The organism is Streptomyces sp. NPDC102406, from assembly GCF_044765725.1.
GTDB lineage: Bacteria > Actinomycetota > Actinomycetes > Streptomycetales > Streptomycetaceae > Streptomyces.
On record NZ_JBIWKP010000001.1, the window covers coordinates 807,280 to 825,429 of the forward strand.

The 18,150-nt window shown below is 72.7% G+C and carries 14 protein-coding genes; 7 read left to right on the top strand and 7 right to left on the bottom strand.

Features of this window, described 5'->3' with window-relative positions; all coding sequences use genetic code 11:
• Positions 1 to 422: 422 nt before the first annotated feature.
• The 5 genes from ACIRF8_RS03840 to ACIRF8_RS03860 form a co-directional block, all read right to left on the bottom strand.
• Positions 423 to 2,696: a heavy metal translocating P-type ATPase gene (locus tag ACIRF8_RS03840; RefSeq protein WP_404210511.1), complete on the bottom strand. Its 2,274-nt coding sequence runs from the start codon at positions 2,694 to 2,696 to the stop codon at positions 423 to 425.
• A 64-nt stretch (positions 2,697 to 2,760) separates the two neighbouring features.
• Complete coding sequence (locus tag ACIRF8_RS03845; RefSeq protein WP_404210513.1) at positions 2,761 to 3,102, bottom strand: heavy-metal-associated domain-containing protein; 342 nt, start codon at positions 3,100 to 3,102, stop codon at positions 2,761 to 2,763.
• Between the two features lie 74 nt (positions 3,103 to 3,176).
• Positions 3,177 to 4,121, bottom strand: coding sequence for a PrsW family intramembrane metalloprotease (locus ACIRF8_RS03850; protein ID WP_404210515.1), 945 nt, complete (start codon positions 4,119 to 4,121; stop codon positions 3,177 to 3,179).
• A 170-nt stretch (positions 4,122 to 4,291) separates the two neighbouring features.
• The gene (locus ACIRF8_RS03855; RefSeq protein ID WP_404210517.1) at positions 4,292 to 4,492 is read right to left on the bottom strand and encodes a helix-turn-helix transcriptional regulator; all 201 of its coding nucleotides are present in this window, start codon (positions 4,490 to 4,492) and stop codon (positions 4,292 to 4,294) included.
• 342 nt (positions 4,493 to 4,834) lie between these two features.
• Positions 4,835 to 5,854 carry a helix-turn-helix domain-containing protein gene (locus tag ACIRF8_RS03860; protein ID WP_404210519.1) on the bottom strand — a complete coding sequence of 340 codons (1,020 nt, stop codon included), beginning with the start codon at positions 5,852 to 5,854 and terminating at the stop codon, positions 4,835 to 4,837.
• A 277-nt stretch (positions 5,855 to 6,131) separates the two neighbouring features.
• Here ACIRF8_RS03860 and mmsA point away from each other — a divergent pair, with 277 nt between their 5' ends.
• The 6 genes from mmsA (at position 6,132) to ACIRF8_RS03890 (ending at position 15,595) form a co-directional block, all read left to right on the top strand.
• Complete coding sequence (gene mmsA, locus ACIRF8_RS03865; protein WP_404210521.1) at positions 6,132 to 7,640, top strand: CoA-acylating methylmalonate-semialdehyde dehydrogenase; 1,509 nt, start codon at positions 6,132 to 6,134, stop codon at positions 7,638 to 7,640.
• Between the two features lie 409 nt (positions 7,641 to 8,049).
• The gene (locus ACIRF8_RS03870; RefSeq protein WP_404210523.1) at positions 8,050 to 9,459 is read left to right on the top strand and encodes an APC family permease; all 1,410 of its coding nucleotides are present in this window, start codon (positions 8,050 to 8,052) and stop codon (positions 9,457 to 9,459) included.
• Positions 9,460 to 9,587: 128 nt separating this feature from the next.
• The gene (locus ACIRF8_RS03875; protein ID WP_404210525.1) at positions 9,588 to 12,311 is read left to right on the top strand and encodes an alpha/beta fold hydrolase; all 2,724 of its coding nucleotides are present in this window, start codon (positions 9,588 to 9,590) and stop codon (positions 12,309 to 12,311) included.
• An 89-nt stretch (positions 12,312 to 12,400) separates the two neighbouring features.
• Positions 12,401 to 13,207, top strand: a complete 807-nt coding sequence (locus ACIRF8_RS03880) for an ABC transporter permease (RefSeq protein ID WP_404212267.1) — start codon at positions 12,401 to 12,403, stop codon at positions 13,205 to 13,207.
• Positions 13,208 to 13,388: 181 nt separating this feature from the next.
• Positions 13,389 to 14,960, top strand: a complete 1,572-nt coding sequence (locus ACIRF8_RS03885) for a von Willebrand factor type A domain-containing protein (RefSeq protein WP_404210527.1) — start codon at positions 13,389 to 13,391, stop codon at positions 14,958 to 14,960.
• A 65-nt stretch (positions 14,961 to 15,025) separates the two neighbouring features.
• The gene (locus ACIRF8_RS03890) at positions 15,026 to 15,595 is read left to right on the top strand and encodes a putative glycolipid-binding domain-containing protein (RefSeq protein ID WP_404210529.1); all 570 of its coding nucleotides are present in this window, start codon (positions 15,026 to 15,028) and stop codon (positions 15,593 to 15,595) included.
• Positions 15,596 to 15,617: 22 nt separating this feature from the next.
• Here the strand turns inward: ACIRF8_RS03890 and ACIRF8_RS03895 are convergent, their stop codons facing one another.
• Together ACIRF8_RS03895 and ACIRF8_RS03900 are read right to left on the bottom strand one after the other, a co-directional pair.
• Positions 15,618 to 16,838, bottom strand: coding sequence for an acyl-CoA dehydrogenase family protein (locus tag ACIRF8_RS03895; protein ID WP_404210531.1), 1,221 nt, complete (start codon positions 16,836 to 16,838; stop codon positions 15,618 to 15,620).
• Between the two features lie 13 nt (positions 16,839 to 16,851).
• Complete coding sequence (locus ACIRF8_RS03900) at positions 16,852 to 17,319, bottom strand: SCP2 sterol-binding domain-containing protein (RefSeq protein ID WP_404210534.1); 468 nt, start codon at positions 17,317 to 17,319, stop codon at positions 16,852 to 16,854.
• A gap of 78 nt (positions 17,320 to 17,397) precedes the next feature.
• Here ACIRF8_RS03900 and ACIRF8_RS03905 point away from each other — a divergent pair, with 78 nt between their 5' ends.
• Positions 17,398 to 18,072: a TetR/AcrR family transcriptional regulator gene (locus tag ACIRF8_RS03905; RefSeq protein ID WP_404210536.1), complete on the top strand. Its 675-nt coding sequence runs from the start codon at positions 17,398 to 17,400 to the stop codon at positions 18,070 to 18,072.
• The last annotated feature ends 78 nt before the right edge of the window (positions 18,073 to 18,150 follow it).

Here is an 18,150-nt window from a genome sequence, read left to right on the forward strand (position 1 = left end):
GCCGCAGGTAAGCGGAGAGCGCCCCGCTGTCGATCCCCCCACGGGTCGACAGTCGGGGCGCTCTCCTTTTCCCGGTGCGGATTCCCCCCACGGGATCCGGCCGGGCGTCTGTGGCTGCGTCGGCCGCCGGAACACGTACGCACGGGTGGGCCGCTCAAGCTCCCCGTTGCACGTGCCCCGGCCAACGCAGTCGGTCCCGTCCCCCAAGACGGGCCCGTGCGATACGGAAACGCCCCCCAAGACGTTTCTGCATCGCCTCCTTAGACTCACGGGACCGGCAAAGGGTTACGTTCGGATCAATGTGATCTACGTCTCTTGCTTATGTCCCGTGTGTACGCAAGAGGTCCGATATGTAGATGTGAACCTCCTGCGTGAGAGTGCTGCAATTGTGCCGTGTGGATTGTGTGGAGGTCCAGGTCTGGCTACGTGAATCTGCGAAGTCGCAGACTGTTCGTGACCACGAAGACCGAGGAGAACGCCATCGCGGCCCCCGCGATCATCGGATTCAGCAGCCCGGCGGCGGCCAGCGGCAACGCGGCCACGTTGTAGCCGAAGGCCCAGCAGAGGTTGCCCTTGATCGTGGCCAGGGTGCGGCGGGAGAGCCGGATCGCGTCGGCCGCGACCAGCGGATCGCCGCGCACCAGCGTCAGGTCGCCCGCCTCGATCGCCGCGTCCGTGCCGGTCCCCATGGCGAGGCCCAGATCGGCGGTGGCCAGGGCGGCGGCGTCGTTGACCCCGTCGCCGACCATCGCCACGCCCCGGCCCTCGGCCCGCAGCCGCCGGATCACGTCGACCTTCTCCTGCGGCAGCACCTCCGCGATCACGTCGCCGGGAGCGATGCCCACCGCCCGCGCGACGGCCTCGGCCGCGGCCCGGTTGTCGCCGGTCAGCAGCATCGGCGTGAGCCCGAGCCGGCGCAGCTCGGCGACGGCCCGGGCGCTCGTCCCCTTTACGGTGTCGGCGACGGCCAAGACGCCCCGCGCCACCCCGTCCCAGGCGACCGTGACCGCCGTCCCGCCCTCCGCCTCGGCCGCCTGCCGCGCGGCGGCGAGCGCGGGCGGCAGCGCGACCCCGGCATCGGTGAGCAGCCGCTCGCGCCCCACCAGGACGGCATGGCCCTCGACGGTGCCGCGCACGCCGAGCCCGGGGACGCCCGCGAAGTCCCCGACCGGCGGCAGGTCGCCCGCGCGGTCGGCGGCGCCCGCGGCGACCGCGCGGGCGACCGGGTGCTCGGAGGCGTGCTCCACGGCACCGGCCAGGCGCAGCAGGTCCTTCTCGTCGACGCCCTCGGCCGGATGGACGGCGAGGAGGGTCATACGGCCGGTGGTGACGGTGCCGGTCTTGTCGAGGACGATGGTGTCGACCTTGCGGGTGCTCTCCAGGACCTCGGGGCCCTTGATGAGGATGCCGAGCTGGGCGCCGCGTCCGGTGCCGACCATGAGGGCGGTCGGTGTGGCGAGGCCGAGGGCGCACGGGCAGGCGATGATCAGTACGGCGACCGCCGAGCTGAACGCGGCCGTGGTGTCCCCGGTGAGGAGGAGGCGCCCGAACAGGGTGCCGAGGGCGATCGCGACGACGACCGGGACGAAGACCGCCGAGACCCGGTCGGCGATCCGCTGCACCTGGGCCTTGCCGGTCTGGGCCTCCTCGACGAGCCGCGCCATGTGGGCGAGCCGGGTGTCGGAGCCGACCCGGGTGGCCTCGACGACGAGCCGGCCGCCCGCGTTGACGGTCGCGCCGGTGACGGCGGACCCGACCGCCACGTCCACGGGCACGGACTCGCCGGTGAGCACGGAGGCGTCGACGGCGCTCGCGCCCTCGACGACCGTGCCGTCCGTGGCGATCTTCTCGCCGGGCCGTACGACGAAGCGGTCACCGGGGTGCAGCCGGTCGGCGGGGACACGCGTCTCGGTGCCGTCGGCGGCCAGCAGGGCGACGTCCTTCGCGCCGAGGTCGAGCAGCGCCCTGAGGGCCGCGCCCGCGCTGCGCCGGGCCCGGGCCTCCAGGTAGCGGCCGACGAGGAGGAAGGTGACGACGCCTGAGGCCACCTCCAGGTAGATGGTCGAGGAGGCGTTCGCCCCTTCGGTGACGAAGGTGAACCCGTGCCGCATCCCCGGCATCCCGGCGTCCCCGAGGAACAGTGCCCACAGGGACCAGCCGAAGGCGGCGAGCGTGCCGAGGGAGACCAGGGTGTCCATGGTGGCCGCGGCGTGCCAGGCGTTGGTCCAGGCGGCGCGGTGGAACGGCAGGCCGCCCCAGACGACGACCGGCGCGGCCAGGGTCAGCGAGAGCCACTGCCAGTTGTCGAACTGGAGGGCCGGGACCATGGCCAGGAGGATCACGGGCGCGGTCAGGAGCGCGGAGATCCGAAGGCGCTGGGCGACGGGTGCGGTCGCGTCGCTCGCGGCGGGGGAGTCCCCGTGCTCGGCGGGCCGGGGCGCCTCGCGGTCGGCCGGGGGCGGTGGCTCGGCCTTGACGACCGGTTCCGCGGTGTAGCCCAGCTTGGTGATCGTGTCGATCAGCGTCTGCGGGGCGACGTCGGCCGCGTAGGAGATCTTCGCCTTCTCCGTGGCCAGGTTGACCGTCGCGCTCACGCCGTCGAGGCGGTTGAGCTTCTTCTCGATCCGGGCGGAGCAGGCGGCACAGGTCATGCCGCCGATGGCGAGGTCGATGTCGGTGGCAGGTGCGTCCGTCATGGTGCTGTCGAGGGTACGGCGGCCGGGCCGGTCCGCCGCTGCCCGGCCCGGGGCGCCGTGGGTGTCAGGCCCTGCCGACGAGCTCGTAGCCGGCCTCGTCGACGGCGGCGCGGACGGCCTCCTCGTCGAGGGGGGCCGCGGAGACCACGGTGACCTGTCCGGAGGCGGCGACCGCCTGGACGGAGGCGACTCCGGGCAGCTCGGAGAGCTCGGCGGAAACCGCGCCCTCGCAGTGGCCGCAGGTCATGCCCGTGACCTGGTAGACGGTGGTGACGGAACCCTCGGCGGCCGGGGTCGCGGCCTCGCCGTGGCAGGCGCCGCCGCAGCAGGAACCGGACGCCTCCGAGGGCGCGGCGGATGCCCCGGCCTCGGTGCCGATCTGGTGGAGCTCGGTCTGGGCGCTCATGTCGTTCTCCTTGCTGGAAGTCGTGTGAGGGGCCGGGTACCCCGGCATCTCCTGACGCACCCGAGCCTATACCCCTAGGGGGTATTAGTCCACGAAGGATCACGACGGGTCAGAGAGCGCGCCCACGCGAGCCCGAGCAGCGAGACGAGGACCAGGCCGCCCACCGAGAACAGCGTGAACAGGTGTTTCTGGGCGCTGGTGGGCTCGGGGATGTAGCCCTGCGCGAACAGGGCGGGATCGAGGCCGGTGCCGGTCACCCGGGCCACGAGCCAGACGGCGATGCCGTGCATCGAGTCCCACAGGGCGTGCAGCAGGGCGACACCCGCGTACGCGAGGAGGACCGGCGCCGCGAAGCGGTAGCTCCCGTCGGGCCGGCGGAAGGAGAGGAGCACGCCGCCGGAGATCGCCGTCCACAGACCGTGCCCGAACGGGGCGAGCAGGCCGCGCAGCACCTCCGTCTCCAGCAGGGAGCGCAGGTCGATGCCCTTCATGGTGACCGCCGCGTTGAACGCGTAGCCCGCGCTCTCGAACGCCGCGAACCCGAAGCCGACCGTGGCACCCAGGACGAGACCGGCGCGCAGCCCGTGGACGCGGGGGTGGCGGTGCAGCACGTACATGAGGGCGAGGAGCTTCACGGCCTCCTCGATCAGGCCGACGCCGACGAACATCCACACCGACGGATGCAGCAGGTAGTACTCCATCACCGACGCGCCCAGCACGCCGAGGACACCGCCGACCAGGAAGCAGCCCAGGATGAGGTGGACGCCCAGGTCGCGGCCGTGACGCTCGTACGCCCAGAGCACGAAGACGGCCGGTACGAGGAAGCTGCCGAGCAGGATGAGCGTGGGGAGCAGGGTGGTGTTCTTCGTGGCGTACGTGACGAGCGCCGTCAGCACCCACAGGCCCAGGCCGCCCCAGAGGCAGCGCCTCCACAGACCGGCGCGTATCCGCGCTCCCGGAGGAAGGGGCTGCCGGGGGATGCGGGCCCGGGGCTCTCCTGGACGCTGGGGGTGCGGCACGACGGTTGCCTCTGCTTCCCTCGGGCGGACGTGAACGGGCAGGGGTGAAGGGGGATTTGCGGGAAGTTTAGTTAAAGGTGGGAAATGTCGCAGTCCGGGATGCGCGCCGCCCCGCGCCACTTCCCGTACCGAACGAGGGGGCGCCCACCGGGGCGCCCCCTCGGCGGGGCTCAGTCTCTCGCGCGGCCTCTGTTGCGGGGGCGTGAGGCCACCCACGCGCGGACCGTGTCCGCGTACCAGAAGGGTTTGCCGCGCTCCACGTGGTCGGGGGGCGGCAGCAGGCCGTGTTTGCGGTACGAGCGGACGGTGTCGGGCTGTACCCGGATATGTGCGGCGATCTCTTTGTACGACCAGAGCCTGCGGTCGGTCATCGGTGGCTCCTCCCTGGCGGGTGTCGCGGCAGCGGCACGGGGGTGGCCGCCGGCGATCACTCACCCTGTGCCCGATGAACGAGGTGCATCGAGGTGAAGGGTGGGCCTGTGGGGCCCTTGTGACGGAGAACCCGCGTAGGCGGGACATGTGTGGCAGGAACCGGGCGTTTGTGACGGGAATGATGCAAACAGGATGCGTCGCGGGCGCATACACCGGCGCTCCGAGGGACAGGCCCCTACGGACGACCCGGATCCGGGCGAGGGGCCGGGCCCGCTCCACCGGACCCGGCCCCTCCCTTCCCGCATCCCCCCACAGGAGTGGCCCGGAGAGCCAGAGTGCCGTCAGCGCGGGCCGCGGGTCTTGGAGATATCCGCACCGCCGGCGCGGCCCCGGTGGCGCAGGACCAGGCTCGTCGCCTCCCCGGCGAGCCGGTCCGTGGCCGGTGGCCCGCCCGGATCGGCGCGAAGGCCCCGCGCGAGGGCGAACTGGCGGGGCGTGCAACCGGTCATCGCCTTGAACTCCCCGCTCAGGTGCGCCTGGTCGTAGTAGCCGCAGGCGGCGGCGGTCTCGGCCTGTGTGCTGCCCGCGCACAGCAGCCGCCGGGCCCGTTGCAGTCGCAGCACCCGCGAGGCAGCCTTCGGGCTCAGCCCGATCTGCTCCCGGAAGCGGTTCTCCAGGTGCCGTACGCTCCAGCCGACCTGCTCGGCGATCTGCCCGACGGGCGCGGTGCCACCGCTGTGCGCCAGCGCGTACCAGGCACGCACCGTGCCGTCGGCGCAGCGCGGCCCCGACTCCAGCCAGCGGCCCAGGGTCTCGTCGACGAGCTGGAAACGGGCCCGCCATGATGCCGACCTGCCGAGCGCGTGCGCGAGTTCACCGACCGCTTCGTGCGGCAGTGCGTCCAGGGCGTCCGGGTGCAGCCGCGCTCCCGTCAGCTCGTGCAGGCCCGTGCGGAAGAGGGTGAACGCGGCCCACGGGCGCAACAGCACCTCGACACCGGCGAGCTTCCCGTCGTGCTCACCGAGGACCGGCGTGGTCGACAGCCCCGACAGGACCGAGGACAGCTCGATGGTGCCCAGCCCCGCTGGGCGGGCGGCGCCGTCCCCGCCGACGCCCACCCAGCCGCCCGTCGCCTCCGTGATGCGCACCGCCCCCTGGAAGCCGAGCATCAGCGTCACCGCGCCGATCGGCGCCTCCAGGCGGGCGCGCGGCCCGGGGAAGGCGAGACGGAAACCGCGGTAGCCGAGGACGCCGGGGCGCAGCCGGGGGTGCGGGCGCGCGGACGCCGTCTCCCAGGTGCCGTGCGGGCAGCGGGCGGGGCGGACGGCCGGCCGTGAGGAACTCGGGGCGCGAGAACTCATCCACCGATACTGCTGCACACCGCACGGCCCGAGATAGCCCCGTGCACCGCTTCACGCGCCGCGATTCGTCCCGCATGTGTCTGTCCCACATGTGTCTATGGGGAGACAGAAACGACAGACACAGTGTCGGGCCCGCCTCCCGGGCGGGCATGGTGGGATGTGCCCGTGGCCGCGACGGCGGACGGGCCGTCGGCGGTCGCGCCGCCGCCACCTCTGAGACGTACGTGAAGCAGCAGCGGACGCGTTCCACGCTGGAGACACAACAGGAGTCGCCCCTATGTCTGACACGAAGTTGGTCCACCACTGGATCGGCGGCAAGACCGTCGAGGGCGTATCGGGCGACCACGGCCCGGTGACCGACCCCGCGACCGGCGCCGTCACCACGCACGTCGACTTCGCGAACGCCGCGGAGGTGGACGCCGCGGTCGCCGCCGCCAAGGAGGCCTACGCGAGCTGGGGCACCTCCTCGCTCGCCAGGCGCACCGAGATCCTCTTCCGGTTCCGCGCGCTGCTCGACGCCGAGCGGGACGCCATCGCCGAGCTGATCACCGCCGAACACGGCAAGGTGCACTCCGACGCGCTCGGCGAGGTCGCCCGGGGCCTGGAGATCGTCGACCTCGCCTGCGGCATCAACGTGCAGCTCAAGGGCGAGCTGTCGACGCAGGTCGCGAGCCGCGTGGACGTGGCGTCGATCCGGCAGCCGCTCGGTGTCGTCGCGGGCATCACGCCGTTCAACTTCCCGGCGATGGTGCCGATGTGGATGTTCCCGCTCGCCATCGCGTGCGGCAACACCTTCGTCCTGAAGCCGTCGGAGAAGGACCCGTCGGCCTCGATGAAGCTCGCCGAACTGCTTTCGCGGGCGGGCCTGCCCGACGGCGTCTTCAACGTCGTCCACGGCGACAAGGCCGCCGTCGACCGCCTCCTGGAGCACCCGGACGTCGCGGCGGTCTCCTTCGTCGGCTCGACCCCGATCGCCCGCCACATCCACACCACCGCCTCCGCCCACGGCAAGCGCGTCCAGGCGCTCGGCGGGGCCAAGAACCACATGCTGGTGCTGCCCGACGCCGACCTCGACGCGGCGGCCGACGCGGCCGTCTCGGCGGCGTACGGCTCGGCCGGTGAGCGCTGCATGGCCATCTCGGCGGTCGTCGCCGTGGGCGCGGTCGGCGACGAGCTGGTCGCCAAGATCAAGGAGCGCGCCGAGAAGATCAAGATCGGTCCGGGCAACGACCCGGCGTCCGAGATGGGCCCGCTCATCACGGCCGCCCACCGCGACAAGGTGGCCTCCTACGTCGCGGGCGCGGCGGCCGAGGGCTGCGAGGTCGTCCTCGACGGCACCGGCTACACCGTCGAGGGCCACGAGAACGGCCACTGGATCGGCCTCTCGCTGCTCGACCACGTCCCGACGTCGGCGAAGGCGTACCAGGACGAGATCTTCGGCCCGGTCCTGTGCGTGCTGCGCGCGCAGACGTACGAGGAGGGCCTCGCGCTGATCAACGCCTCGCCCTTCGGCAACGGCACCGCGATCTTCACCCGCGACGGCGGCGCCGCCCGCCGCTTCCAACTGGAGGTCGAGGCGGGCATGGTCGGCGTCAACGTCCCGATCCCGGTCCCCGTCGGCTACCACTCCTTCGGCGGCTGGAAGGACAGCCTCTTCGGCGACCACCACATCTACGGCAACGACGGCACGCACTTCTACACCCGCGGCAAGGTCGTCACCACCCGCTGGCCCGACCCGGCCGACGCCCCGGCCGGGGTCGACCTGGGCTTCCCGCGCAACCACTGACCCGCGCCGCTCCCGTGCCCCGGTCCGCCGCTCCCGGCGGGCCGGGGCACTCGCGCGCTGTCCGGAGTGCGGACAGATTCCGGCGAAGTTCGGGGACCGGGCTGCGGTTCCCGTACGTAGGGGATGAATGGGGCGGTGCAGGCTGGGCGGCGCATTGACCTTGCTTAACAAGGTCAACTAGCAGGTTCGGGGAACTGAACTCGGCCAACTTTGCGAACAGCTAAAGAAGTGCGGGCAGTTGGCCAAGGTGTCGAGTGCGAAATCCGCAGGGAAACGGGCGTTGACGTTCCGGATACCGGCGGGGTTCGATGACGCGCCGGGAGCGGCCGTACCACCCCTCACCACAGCCCATGGAGGCGATAGCGCTCCCGCCCGAGCCACTGCCGCACACGTCGATCGGAACCGCTCCATGACCGACACGCTTCGCCCCACCGCCGCCGTCCCCCCGGTGGTGGAGGTCCTGCCGGACACGGCACCCGAAGGTTCTCCCCAGAAGCTCAAGCGTTCCATCGGTGTCGTCGGCGGCACCCTGCTCACGCTGTCGTGCGTGACGCCCGCCTCCACCCTCTTCGTCGTCGTCCCCGACCTGTTCGGCTCACTCGGCACCGCCACCGCCCTCACCATCGCGATCGGCTCACTGCTCTGTATCGGCGTGGCGTTCTGCTACTCGGAGCTGGGCACCCTCATCCCCAGCGCGGGCGGCGAGTACGCCATGGTCTCCACGCTCGCGGGACGCCTCGCCGGCTGGCTGGTCTTCGTCCTCTCCCTGCTCGTCGTGATGATCGTGCCGCCCGTCATCGCCATGGGCACGGCCGACTACCTCGCGCCGCTCGTCCACCTCGACCCCTCGGTCGCGGGCGCCGGCGTCATGCTGCTCGCCACCCTCGCCGGCCTCCTCGATCTGCGCGCCAACGCGTGGATCACCGGCGTCTTCCTCGTCCTGGAGGTGATCGCGGCCGCGGTCGTCGCGGTCCTCGGCTTCTCGCACGCCGAGCGCGGCGCGGGCGCGCTGGTCTCCATGCAGGTGGCGGGCGGCCACGGCCACACGGACACCGTGACGGCGATGCTGGTCGTCTCCGGCCTGGCGATCGCCCTCTTCGTCACCCAGGGCTTCTCCACCGCCGTCTACCTCTCCGAGGAACTGGAGAACCCCCGCACCTCGGTCTCCCGCACGGTCCTCGCCACCCTCGCCATCTCCACGGTGATCATCCTCGTCCCGGTCGTGGCGATCACGATGGGCGCGGCGGACCTCACTGCCCTCACCTCGGGCGACATCGGCGCCATGGTCGAGGCCTGGTCGAACTCGGCCGTCGGCACCTTCGTCTCCCTCTGCGTCGCCCTCGCCATCATCAACGCGGGCATCGTCATGGTCATCCAGAACTCCCGCGTCCTGTTCGCCTCGGCCCGCGACAAGGCGTGGCCGTCACCGGTCAACCGGGGCCTGTCCCGGCTCGGCCGGTTCGGCTCCCCCTGGGTCGCCACCCTCGTCGTGGGCGTACCGGGCGCGGCCCTGTGCTTCGTCAACCTCGACACCCTGTACGGCGTGACGGGCGTCTCCGTCACCGGCATGTACGTCCTCGTCGCCGTCGCCGCCCTCCTCGCCCGCCGCGGCGCGCACCGCGACCGGGCCGCGTGGCGCATGCCGCTGTGGCCCGCGGTGCCGGTGCTCCTGATCGTGGTCCTGGTGTACGTGCTCAGTCAGCAGGAGGTGTCGTACCTGCTGTGGACGGGCGGGATCACGGCGGCGGCGACGGTGTACTGGGCGCTCTACCTGCGACCGCACCCGAAGGCACGCTGGGTGATCTCGATCCCCGAATGACCCTGCGCGCCCGGCAGCGTCGTACCACGCCCGCGGTACACGGCGGCCGGACTGTACTACCCGAGGAGGTCGGAGGGTTCCGACCGGGGGGTGCGGTGACTGTCGGTGGCGGCGCATACCGTTGACGCATGGATCTACGCATCGGCGCATGGCGCGAGCGAGTACGCGGGAAGCCGCGGCGGTGGGCCGCCGTCGCGGCGGCCCTTGTGGTGCTCGCGGGGGCGGGGACCTGGTCCGTCGCCGCGGCCACGTCCTCCGGGGGCGGGACGGCCGTGCACCGGCAGGACCGGACGCTGCCGATGGGCGGCGGCGTCCGCATCAAGACCTCCTACTTCACCTCGGGCGACACGCGTCACAAGCGGCCCGCGGTCCTCATCGCCCACGGCTTCGGCGGCAGCAAGGCCGACGTGCGGGGCGAGGCGGAGAAGCTGGCCCGGCACGGGTACGCGGTGCTGACGTGGTCGGCGCGCGGCTTCGGCGGCTCCACGGGCAAGATCGGGCTCAACGACCGTGACGGCGAGGTCGCCGACGTCTCCCGGCTGATCGACTGGCTGGCGGACCGCCCCGAGGTACGGCTCGACAAGGCGGGTGACCCGCGCGTGGGTGTCACCGGCGCCTCGTACGGCGGCGCGGTGTCGCTGCTGTCCGCCGCCCACGACCAGCGGATCGACGCGATCGCCCCGCACATCACGTACTGGAACCTGGCGGACGCCCTGTTCCCCGACGGCGTCCTCAAGAAGCTGTGGACCGGCATCTTCTTCACCACCGGGTCGGCGGAGATCGGCGCGCGCACCAGCGAGGCAGGGCTGCACTGCGGCCGCTTCGAGGCGGCACTGTGCGCCATGTACCAGCGGGTCGCCGTCGCCGGGCAGCCCGACGCGAGGGCCCGCGAACTCCTTGAGGAGCGCAGCCCGTCCGCCGTCGGCGACCGCATCAAGGTGCCCACCCTCATCTCGCAGGGGCAGACCGACTCCCTCTTCCCCCTGGACCAGTCCGACGCGATGGCCCGCCGTATCAAGGCCAACGGCGCGCCCGTCGACGTCGACTGGATCGCGGGCGGCCACGACGGCGGCGACATGGAGTCGGACCGCACCGAGCACCGGGTGACCACCTGGTTCGACCGGTACCTGAAGGACGAGGACGTCGACACCGGGCCCGCGTTCCGCGTGACCCGCACCGGCGGCGTCGACTCCACGGACGGCGCGGCCACGATGCGCGGCGCGAGCGGCGACCGCTACCCGGGGCTGCGCGGCGAGAAGCGGGTCCGCGTGCCGCTGAAGTCCGCGACCGAGACGTTCCAGAACCCGCCGGGCGGCTCCCCGCCGTCGATCTCCTCGGTCCCCGGCCTGGGCGGCGCCTCCTCGCTGTCGTCGTCCCTCGGCGCCGGTCTCTCGCTCGACTTCCCCGGCCAGTTCGCCCGGTTCGAGTCGGCGCCGCTGGAAAGGTCCGTGCGGATCACCGGCTCCCCGACGGCCACCGCCCACGTGCGGTCCTCCACCGGCACCGCCGTCCTCTTCGCCAAGATGTACGACGCCGGGCCCGGCGGGACACGCCAGGTACTGCCCTCCCAACTCGTCACGCCGCTACGGGTGACCGGGGCGGGCGGAGCAGGCAAGGACGTCACCTTCACCCTGCCTGCCATCGACCACCAGGTGCAAAAGGGCCACACCCTGCGCCTCGTACTGTCCGCGACGGACCTCGGCTACGCGTCCCCGGCGCGGGCCGCGACGTACCGGGTGTCGGTCGACGGCGCTCTCACCCTGCCGACCGCGCCCGGCGTCGAGACCGCGGCCACACCGCTGCCCGCCTGGGTGTGGTGGCTGCCGATCGGCGCGGCCGTCCTCGCGGCGGCGCTGCTGCTGACGTCCCGCAGGCGGACCTCGGCGCCCGCCCCGGACCCGGCCCTCGCCGAAGTCCCGCTCCTGATAACCGGCTTGAGCAAGCGCTACGCCGGGTCGCACGACCGGTACGCGGTCCGCGACCTGTCCCTGCGGGTCGACAAGGGCCAGGTCCTCGGCCTGCTCGGGCCCAACGGGGCGGGCAAGACGACGACCCTGCGCATGCTCATGGGACTCATCGGCCCTGATGAGGGCGAGATCCGCGTCTTCGGCCACGCGATCCGTCCCGGCGCCCCGGTGCTGTCCCGGGTCGGCGCCTTCGTCGAGGGCGCCGGTTTCCTGCCGCACCTGTCGGGCCGGGAGAACCTGGAGCTGTACTGGCGTGCCACCGGCCGCCCGCCCGGTGACGCGCACCTGGAGGAGGCGCTGGAGATCGCCGGGCTCGGCGACGCGCTGGCCCGCGCCGTGCGCACCTACTCGCAGGGCATGCGCCAGCGGCTCGCCATCGCCCAGGCCATGCTCGGCCTGCCGGACCTGCTCATCCTGGACGAGCCGACCAACGGCCTCGACCCGCCCCAGATCCGGGAGATGCGCGAGGTGATGATCCGGTACGCGCGCGGTGGCCGCACCGTCATCGTCTCCAGCCACCTGCTGGCCGAGGTCGAGCAGTCCTGCACCCACCTCGTCGTGATGGACCGGGGCCGCCTCGTGCGGGCCGGCCGCGTCGCGGACATCGTCGGCTCCGGCGACACCGTGCTCGTCGGCCTCGCCGGTGACGTGCCCGACCCGCTCCTGGAGAAGGTGGCCGCGCTGGACGGGGTGGAGTCGGCGGTCCGCGCGGAAGCCGGGCTCCTCATCCGGCTCGCCCCGGCACCGGCCGGTGACGGCGCCGGGCCCGACCCCGCCGCGCACCTGCTGACCGAGCTGGTGCGGCTCGACGTACCGGTGACGTCGTTCGGCCCGCACCGACGACTCGAGGACGCGTTCCTGACGCTGATCGGAGGTTCCGCGTGAGCGGCACCGGGACGAACCCGCCCCCCTCGGCCCCCGCCCTCGTCCCGCCCGTCGCGGGACGCGCCGACGGGTACCGGCCCGGGCGGACCCTGCCCCTGCGGGTGGAGCTGGCCCGGCAGGTGAAGCGGCGGCGCACCCTCGTCATGGGCGCGGTGCTCGCGCTGCTGCCGTTCGTGCTCGTCGCGGCGTTCGCCATCGGCGGCGAGCCCGGCGGGCGCAACGGACGCACCACGCTGATGGACACGGCCACGGCGTCCGGCGCGAACTTCGCGGCGACGAGCCTGTTCGTCTCCGCCGGGTTCCTGCTCGTCATCCCCGTCGCCCTGTTCTGCGGCGACACGATCGCCTCCGAGGCGAACTGGTCGAGCCTGCGCTACCTGCTCGCCGCGCCCGTGCCCCGCGCCCGCCTCCTGTGGTCCAAGCTCGTCGTCGCGCTCGGGCTCAGCCTCGCCGCGATGGTGCTGCTGCCCGTCGTCGCGCTCGGTGTGGGCACGGTCGCGTACGGCTGGGGGCCACTGGAGATACCGACCGGCGGCGCCCTGCCCGCGGGTACGGCGACAGGGCGCCTGCTCGTCGTGATCGCGTACGTCTTCGTCTCCCAACTGGTCACCGCCGGGCTGGCGTTCTGGCTGTCGACGCGGACCGACAATCCGCTGGGCGCGGTCGGCGGGGCGGTCTTCCTCACCATCGTCGGCAATGTGCTGGACGCGGTCACCGCGCTGGGCGACTGGCGCGACTTCCTGCCCGCGCACTGGCAGTTCGCCTGGGCGGACCTGATCCAGGCGCAGCCCGAGTGGGGCGGCATGATTCAGGGGGCGGCGGTGTCGGTGGCGTACGCGGTGGTGCTGTTCGCGCTGGCGTTCCGCGGGTTCGCGCGCAAGGACGTGGTGTCGTAGCGCGAACGCTCCGGGAAGGTGGCGCCCCGGTCTCCGGAGGATCACCCACCGGTCACAACCGCCGCCCTCCGTAACCCCTTTGAGGCCGAGGCGCAACGGCCCGGGACGAACACTCCACCCGCTTCCCACGTCAGAGTCAGGAGGACATCGCCGGGGGACGTCCGCGAGCGGGAGGCTGATCATGCGAGTCGGCAGGGGCGGCAAGGGGTGCAGGGGTGACAGGGGTGACCGTGGCGGGGTCCGGTGGCGCGGCGGCGCGCCGCTCGCCGCCGCGCTCGCCGGCGGACTGCTGCTCGCGGGCTGCGCGCCGGGCGAGGGCGCGTCGGGCACGGCGAAGGACACGCGCGGCCCGGCGCCGAAGGGCCCCGCGGCGTCGGCCGCCCCGCACGGCGACCGCGACGGCGACGCGGACCACCGCTCCACGTTCGCCCTCGACGTGGACACCGCCTCCTACGGCTACGCCCGCCGCACCCTGGCCGAGGGGCGGCTGCCCGACCCGGCGACGGTGCGGCCCGAGGAGTTCGTCAACAGCTTCCGGCAGGGCTACCCGCGCCCGGCGGGCAACGGGTTCTCGGTGACCCTGGACGGCGCCCGCACCGGCGGTGACGGCTGGCGCCTGATGCGGGTGGGCCTCGCGACGGCACAGGCCCCCGCGAGCGGCGAACGCCCGCCCGCCGCGCTCACGTTCGTGGTCGACGTCTCCGGTTCGATGGGCGAGCCGGGCCGCCTCGACCTGGTCAGGACGTCCCTGGCCACCCTCACCGGACAGCTCCGCGCCGACGACTCGATCGCCCTGGTCACCTTCAGCGACGAGGCGAGGACCGTCCTGCCCATGACACGGCTCGGCGCCCCGGGGAAGGACACCCGCGACCGGGTCCGGGGCGCGATCGACACCCTCGAACCCACCGACTCCACCAACCTCGACGCGGGCATCCGCACCGGATACGCCACCGCCGTCAAGGGGGTCAGGCCCGGCGCCACCAACCGCGTCGTCCTCCTCTCCGACGCGCTCGCCAACACCGGGGAGACCACGGCCGACGCGATCCTCGAACGCGTCGCGGACGCCCGCCGCGCCCACGGCATCACCCTCTTCGGCGTCGGCGTCGGCAGCGACTACGGCGACGCCCTCATGGAGCGCCTCGCGGACCGGGGCGACGGCCACACCGCGTACGTCTCCTCACCCGCCGACGCCCGCGAGGTCTTCGGCCGGCAGTTGCCCGCCAACGTGGAACTGCGGGCACGCGACGCCAAGGCGCAGGTCACCTTCGACAAGAGGACCGTCGCCGACTTCCGGCTCCTCGGCTACCGCGACCGCCGCGTCGCCGACGACGACTTCCGCGACGACCGCGTCGACGGCGGCGAGATCGGCCCCGGCCACACCGTGACGGCGCTCTATGCGGTCAAACTCCGCGAGGCCGCCGAAGGCGCGGGAGACCGGGTGGCGACGGCGACGGTCCGCTGGCTCGACCCGCAGAGCTGCGCGCCCCGCGAACAGTCCGGCACGATCGCGGCATCGGCGCTGGCCCGCCCCCTGTGGTCCGACGCGACACCGCCCCGGCTGCGGGTGTCGGCGGTGGCGGCGTACCTCGCCCACCGCCTGGGCGACGGCTCGGACGAACCGTTCCCGGCAGAACCGTCCCTCACCCGACTCGCCGCGCACGCACGGCAGTTGCGGTCGGACACGGAGGACGCGGACGTACGGGCCCTGGCGGACGCCGTGCGCGAGGCGGCCGGGCTGAGCGGGAGCCGGTAGGGAGCGGCAGGACGCGGCACGGCCGCGCTTTCGCGGCCCGGCGTGACGCGCCCTACCGTGGAGCGATGACCGACATGGCGACGCACGTCCGCACCTGGCACGTCAGCGCGAGCGGCGGTGGCCACGAGACGGCCTGGATCGCACTCGGCGCGGACGGCCTCCGCGCCCACGGCCGGGCCATGGGCCTCACGCCGGGCCCGTACTGGGTCACGTACGCACTGGAGACGGGTGAGGACCTCGCGACCCGGCGCCTGCGGGTGAGCGTCGAGGACGCGGACGGCGCCCGGGAGTTGGATCTGCGGCGCGACGAGGTGGGGCGGTGGACAGCGGACGGCCGGGAGCTGCCGGGACTCGCCGGGGCCCTCGACTGCGACCTCGGGCTGTGCCCCCTGACGAACACCATGCCGGTGCGCCGCCACGGGCTCCATCTCGGGCCGGGCGAGCGCACGTTCCTGATGGCCTGGGTCGCGGTCCCGGCCCTCACGGTCGAGCCGTCCCGGCAGACCTACACCCACCTGGGGCGCACGCCGCACGGGGCACGCGTCCGGTACGCGTCCGGGGACTTCCGGGCCGATGTGGGGTTCGACGAGGACGGACTGGTCCTCGACTACCCCGGACTGGCCCGCGCCCTGTGACGCGGGCCGGTCCGGCGCCGGTTCACCGGATCTGGCGCCCCGAGATCGCGCGCGCGATGACGAGCCGCTGGATCTCGCTCGTGCCCTCGAAGATGGTGTAGATCTTGGCGTCCCGGTACATCCGCTCCACCGGGTGCTCCCTGCTGTACCCGGCGCCGCCGAGGACCTGGATCGCCTTCTCGCTCGCGGCGACGGCGAGTTCACCGGCGCGCAGTTTCGACATGGAGCCCTGCCCGGCGTCGAAGACCTTGTCGTTGCGGGCCATCCACGACGCCTGCCAGATCAGCAGCCGGCACGCCTCGATCTCGGTGCGCAGATCGGCCAGGGCGAAGGCGATCGCCTGGTTCTCGATGATGGGGCGGCCGAACGCCTCCCGGTCGCCCGCGTACTCCAGGGCGTACTCGTAGGCGGCGCGCGCGATCCCGAGCGCCTGCGCGCCCACCGTCGGCCGGCTCACCTCGAACGTGGACATCGCGGCCTGGCTCCGGCCGCCGGAGCCCCGGGTGCCCTCGCGGGCGCGGGCGAGGCGCGCGTCCAGCTTCTCCTTGCCGCCCAGCAGGCAGTGGCCCGGCACGCGTACGTCGTCGAGGAAGACGTCCGCCGTGTGCGAGGCCCGCAGCCCCAGCTTCCGTATCTTCTTGCCGCCTTCCAGGCCCGGTGTGCCGGGCGGCACGATGAACGCGGCCTGGCCGCGCGAGCCGAGGCCGGGGTCCACGGACGCCACGACGACATGCACGTGTGCGATGCCGCCGTTGGTGATCCACGCCTTCTGGCCGCTGAGCACCCATTCGTCCTTGGCCTCGTCGTAGCGGGCCCGCGTCCGCATCGCCGCGACGTCGGAACCGGCCTGCGGCTCGGAGACGCAGAACGCCGCGACCTTGGGGTCGTCCTCGTCGCCGAAGCACTGCGGCACCCACTCGGCCAACTGGTCGGGCGTGCCGGACGAGAAGATCCCGGCGACCGCGAGCGAGGTGCCGAACAGTGCCATGCCGATGCCCGCGTCGCCCCAGAACAGCTCCTCGTTGGCGATCTGGAGCGAGATCCCGCTGGGGTCGCCGAAGAGTTCCGCCAGCGACTCGAACCCGTAGAGGCCGATCTTCGCGGCCTCCCGGATCACGGGCCAGGGCGTCTCCTCGCGCTCGTCCCACTCGGCGGCGGCGGGCCGCACCACGTCGGCCGCGAACCCGTGCACCCAGTCGCGCAGATCCCGCTGGTCCTGGTCCAGTTCGAGAGAGAAAGCCATGGTGTCGCCGCCCTCACGCCTTCGGGATGTCGAAGTAGCGGGTCAGGCCCGCCGCGAGCGCGACATCACCCGCGATCTTGACCTTGCGCATCATGAACATCGTGACGGGCGAGGAGTTGCCCGAGACCAGCTTGAGGAAGTCCGCGTCGCCCATGACGAGCGTGGTGCGCGGCTCCGCCTCCGACCGGCCCTCGGTGACCGCGCACGTGCCGCCGGCGATCCTCGTCTCGTAGACCGCGTCGGGGGTTTCGCCCCGGCCGGTGACCTTCCAGCGGATGAGCGCCTCCAGGGATCCGGCGACCTCGGGCTTGAACTGCCGCTCCATGCGCCCGAAGACCTCTTTCAGGATGCGGGTGCGCAGGGTGGTGTCCTCCGCGATCTCGTTGATCTCCTTCGCGGACAGACCCTTCACGATCCGGGCGAACTCCTCGGGGGTGACGCTCGCGAAGTCGAGGGCCGCGATGTCGTCGGCACCGCTCATGGGAACTCTCCTAGGTCCTTACCGGATAGTAAGATTACTGATTGGTAAGGTTACGGCGACGTAGGTAGGCTGACAAGAGTGACGGGGACACCAGGAGCGGCTCAAGGGCGCACGGCGGCGCGGCGCAAGCGCGTACCGCGCCCGGAGCGCGAGCAGCAGATCATCGACGTGGCCGTACGCGTCTTCGCCAAGCGCGGCTACCACGCCGCCTCCGTCGACGAGATCGCCGAACTCGCCGGGATCTCCAAACCGATGGTCTACCTCTACCTGGAGTCCAAGGAAGGCCTCTTCCTCGCCTGCCTGCGCCGCGAGGCGAAGCGGCTCGTCGCGGCCTTCCAGGAGGCGGCGCGCGGCGCGGGCACCGCCCCCGAACTGCGGCTCTACGGCGGCCTCTCGGCGTTCTTCGCGTTCGTCGCCGAGCACCGCGACAGTTGGGTCGTGCTGCACCGCCAGGCCAGCGAGCTGAGCGAGGCGATCGCCACCGCCGTCGCGGAGGCCAGGCGCGCGGTCATGGCCGAGGTCGCCGGGCTCGTCAGGGACGGCATCACGGACAGCGGCAGGGGCGGCAGACTCGGCGCCGAGGACGCCGACTTCGTCGCGCACGCGCTGGTCGGCGCGGCCGACTCGCTCACCGACTGGATGGAGCGCAACCCCGGCCAGGGGCCTGAGGGCATCGCCCTGCGCCTGATGAACATGGTGTGGGTGGGCATGCGCGACGTCCTCGACGGCGAGGCGTGGCTGCCCGAGACATGAGCGCGGCCCCCGGCGGCCGATCTCGTACCGCCCATTGAATTTTTCTTACGCATGAGTAAGTTGACTCCTGAGTAAGTA

What these genes read in the sequence shown, in the direction of transcription:
- ACIRF8_RS03870 (WP_404210523.1), top strand. Translation starts at nt 8,050, where the DNA reads ATGACCGACACGCTTCGCCCCACCGCCGCCGTCCCCCCGGTGGTGGAG.
- ACIRF8_RS03895 (WP_404210531.1), bottom strand. Translation starts at nt 16,838, where the DNA reads ATGGCTTTCTCTCTCGAACTGGACCAGGACCAGCGGGATCTGCGCGAC.
- ACIRF8_RS03900 (WP_404210534.1), bottom strand. Translation starts at nt 17,319, where the DNA reads ATGAGCGGTGCCGACGACATCGCGGCCCTCGACTTCGCGAGCGTCACC.
- ACIRF8_RS03885 (WP_404210527.1), top strand. Translation starts at nt 13,389, where the DNA reads ATGCGAGTCGGCAGGGGCGGCAAGGGGTGCAGGGGTGACAGGGGTGAC.
- ACIRF8_RS03855 (WP_404210517.1), bottom strand. Translation starts at nt 4,492, where the DNA reads ATGACCGACCGCAGGCTCTGGTCGTACAAAGAGATCGCCGCACATATC.
- ACIRF8_RS03845 (WP_404210513.1), bottom strand. Translation starts at nt 3,102, where the DNA reads ATGAGCGCCCAGACCGAGCTCCACCAGATCGGCACCGAGGCCGGGGCA.
- ACIRF8_RS03840 (WP_404210511.1), bottom strand. Translation starts at nt 2,696, where the DNA reads ATGACGGACGCACCTGCCACCGACATCGACCTCGCCATCGGCGGCATG.
- ACIRF8_RS03860 (WP_404210519.1), bottom strand. Translation starts at nt 5,854, where the DNA reads ATGAGTTCTCGCGCCCCGAGTTCCTCACGGCCGGCCGTCCGCCCCGCC.
- mmsA (WP_404210521.1), top strand. Translation starts at nt 6,132, where the DNA reads ATGTCTGACACGAAGTTGGTCCACCACTGGATCGGCGGCAAGACCGTC.
- ACIRF8_RS03890 (WP_404210529.1), top strand. Translation starts at nt 15,026, where the DNA reads ATGACCGACATGGCGACGCACGTCCGCACCTGGCACGTCAGCGCGAGC.
- ACIRF8_RS03875 (WP_404210525.1), top strand. Translation starts at nt 9,588, where the DNA reads ATGGATCTACGCATCGGCGCATGGCGCGAGCGAGTACGCGGGAAGCCG.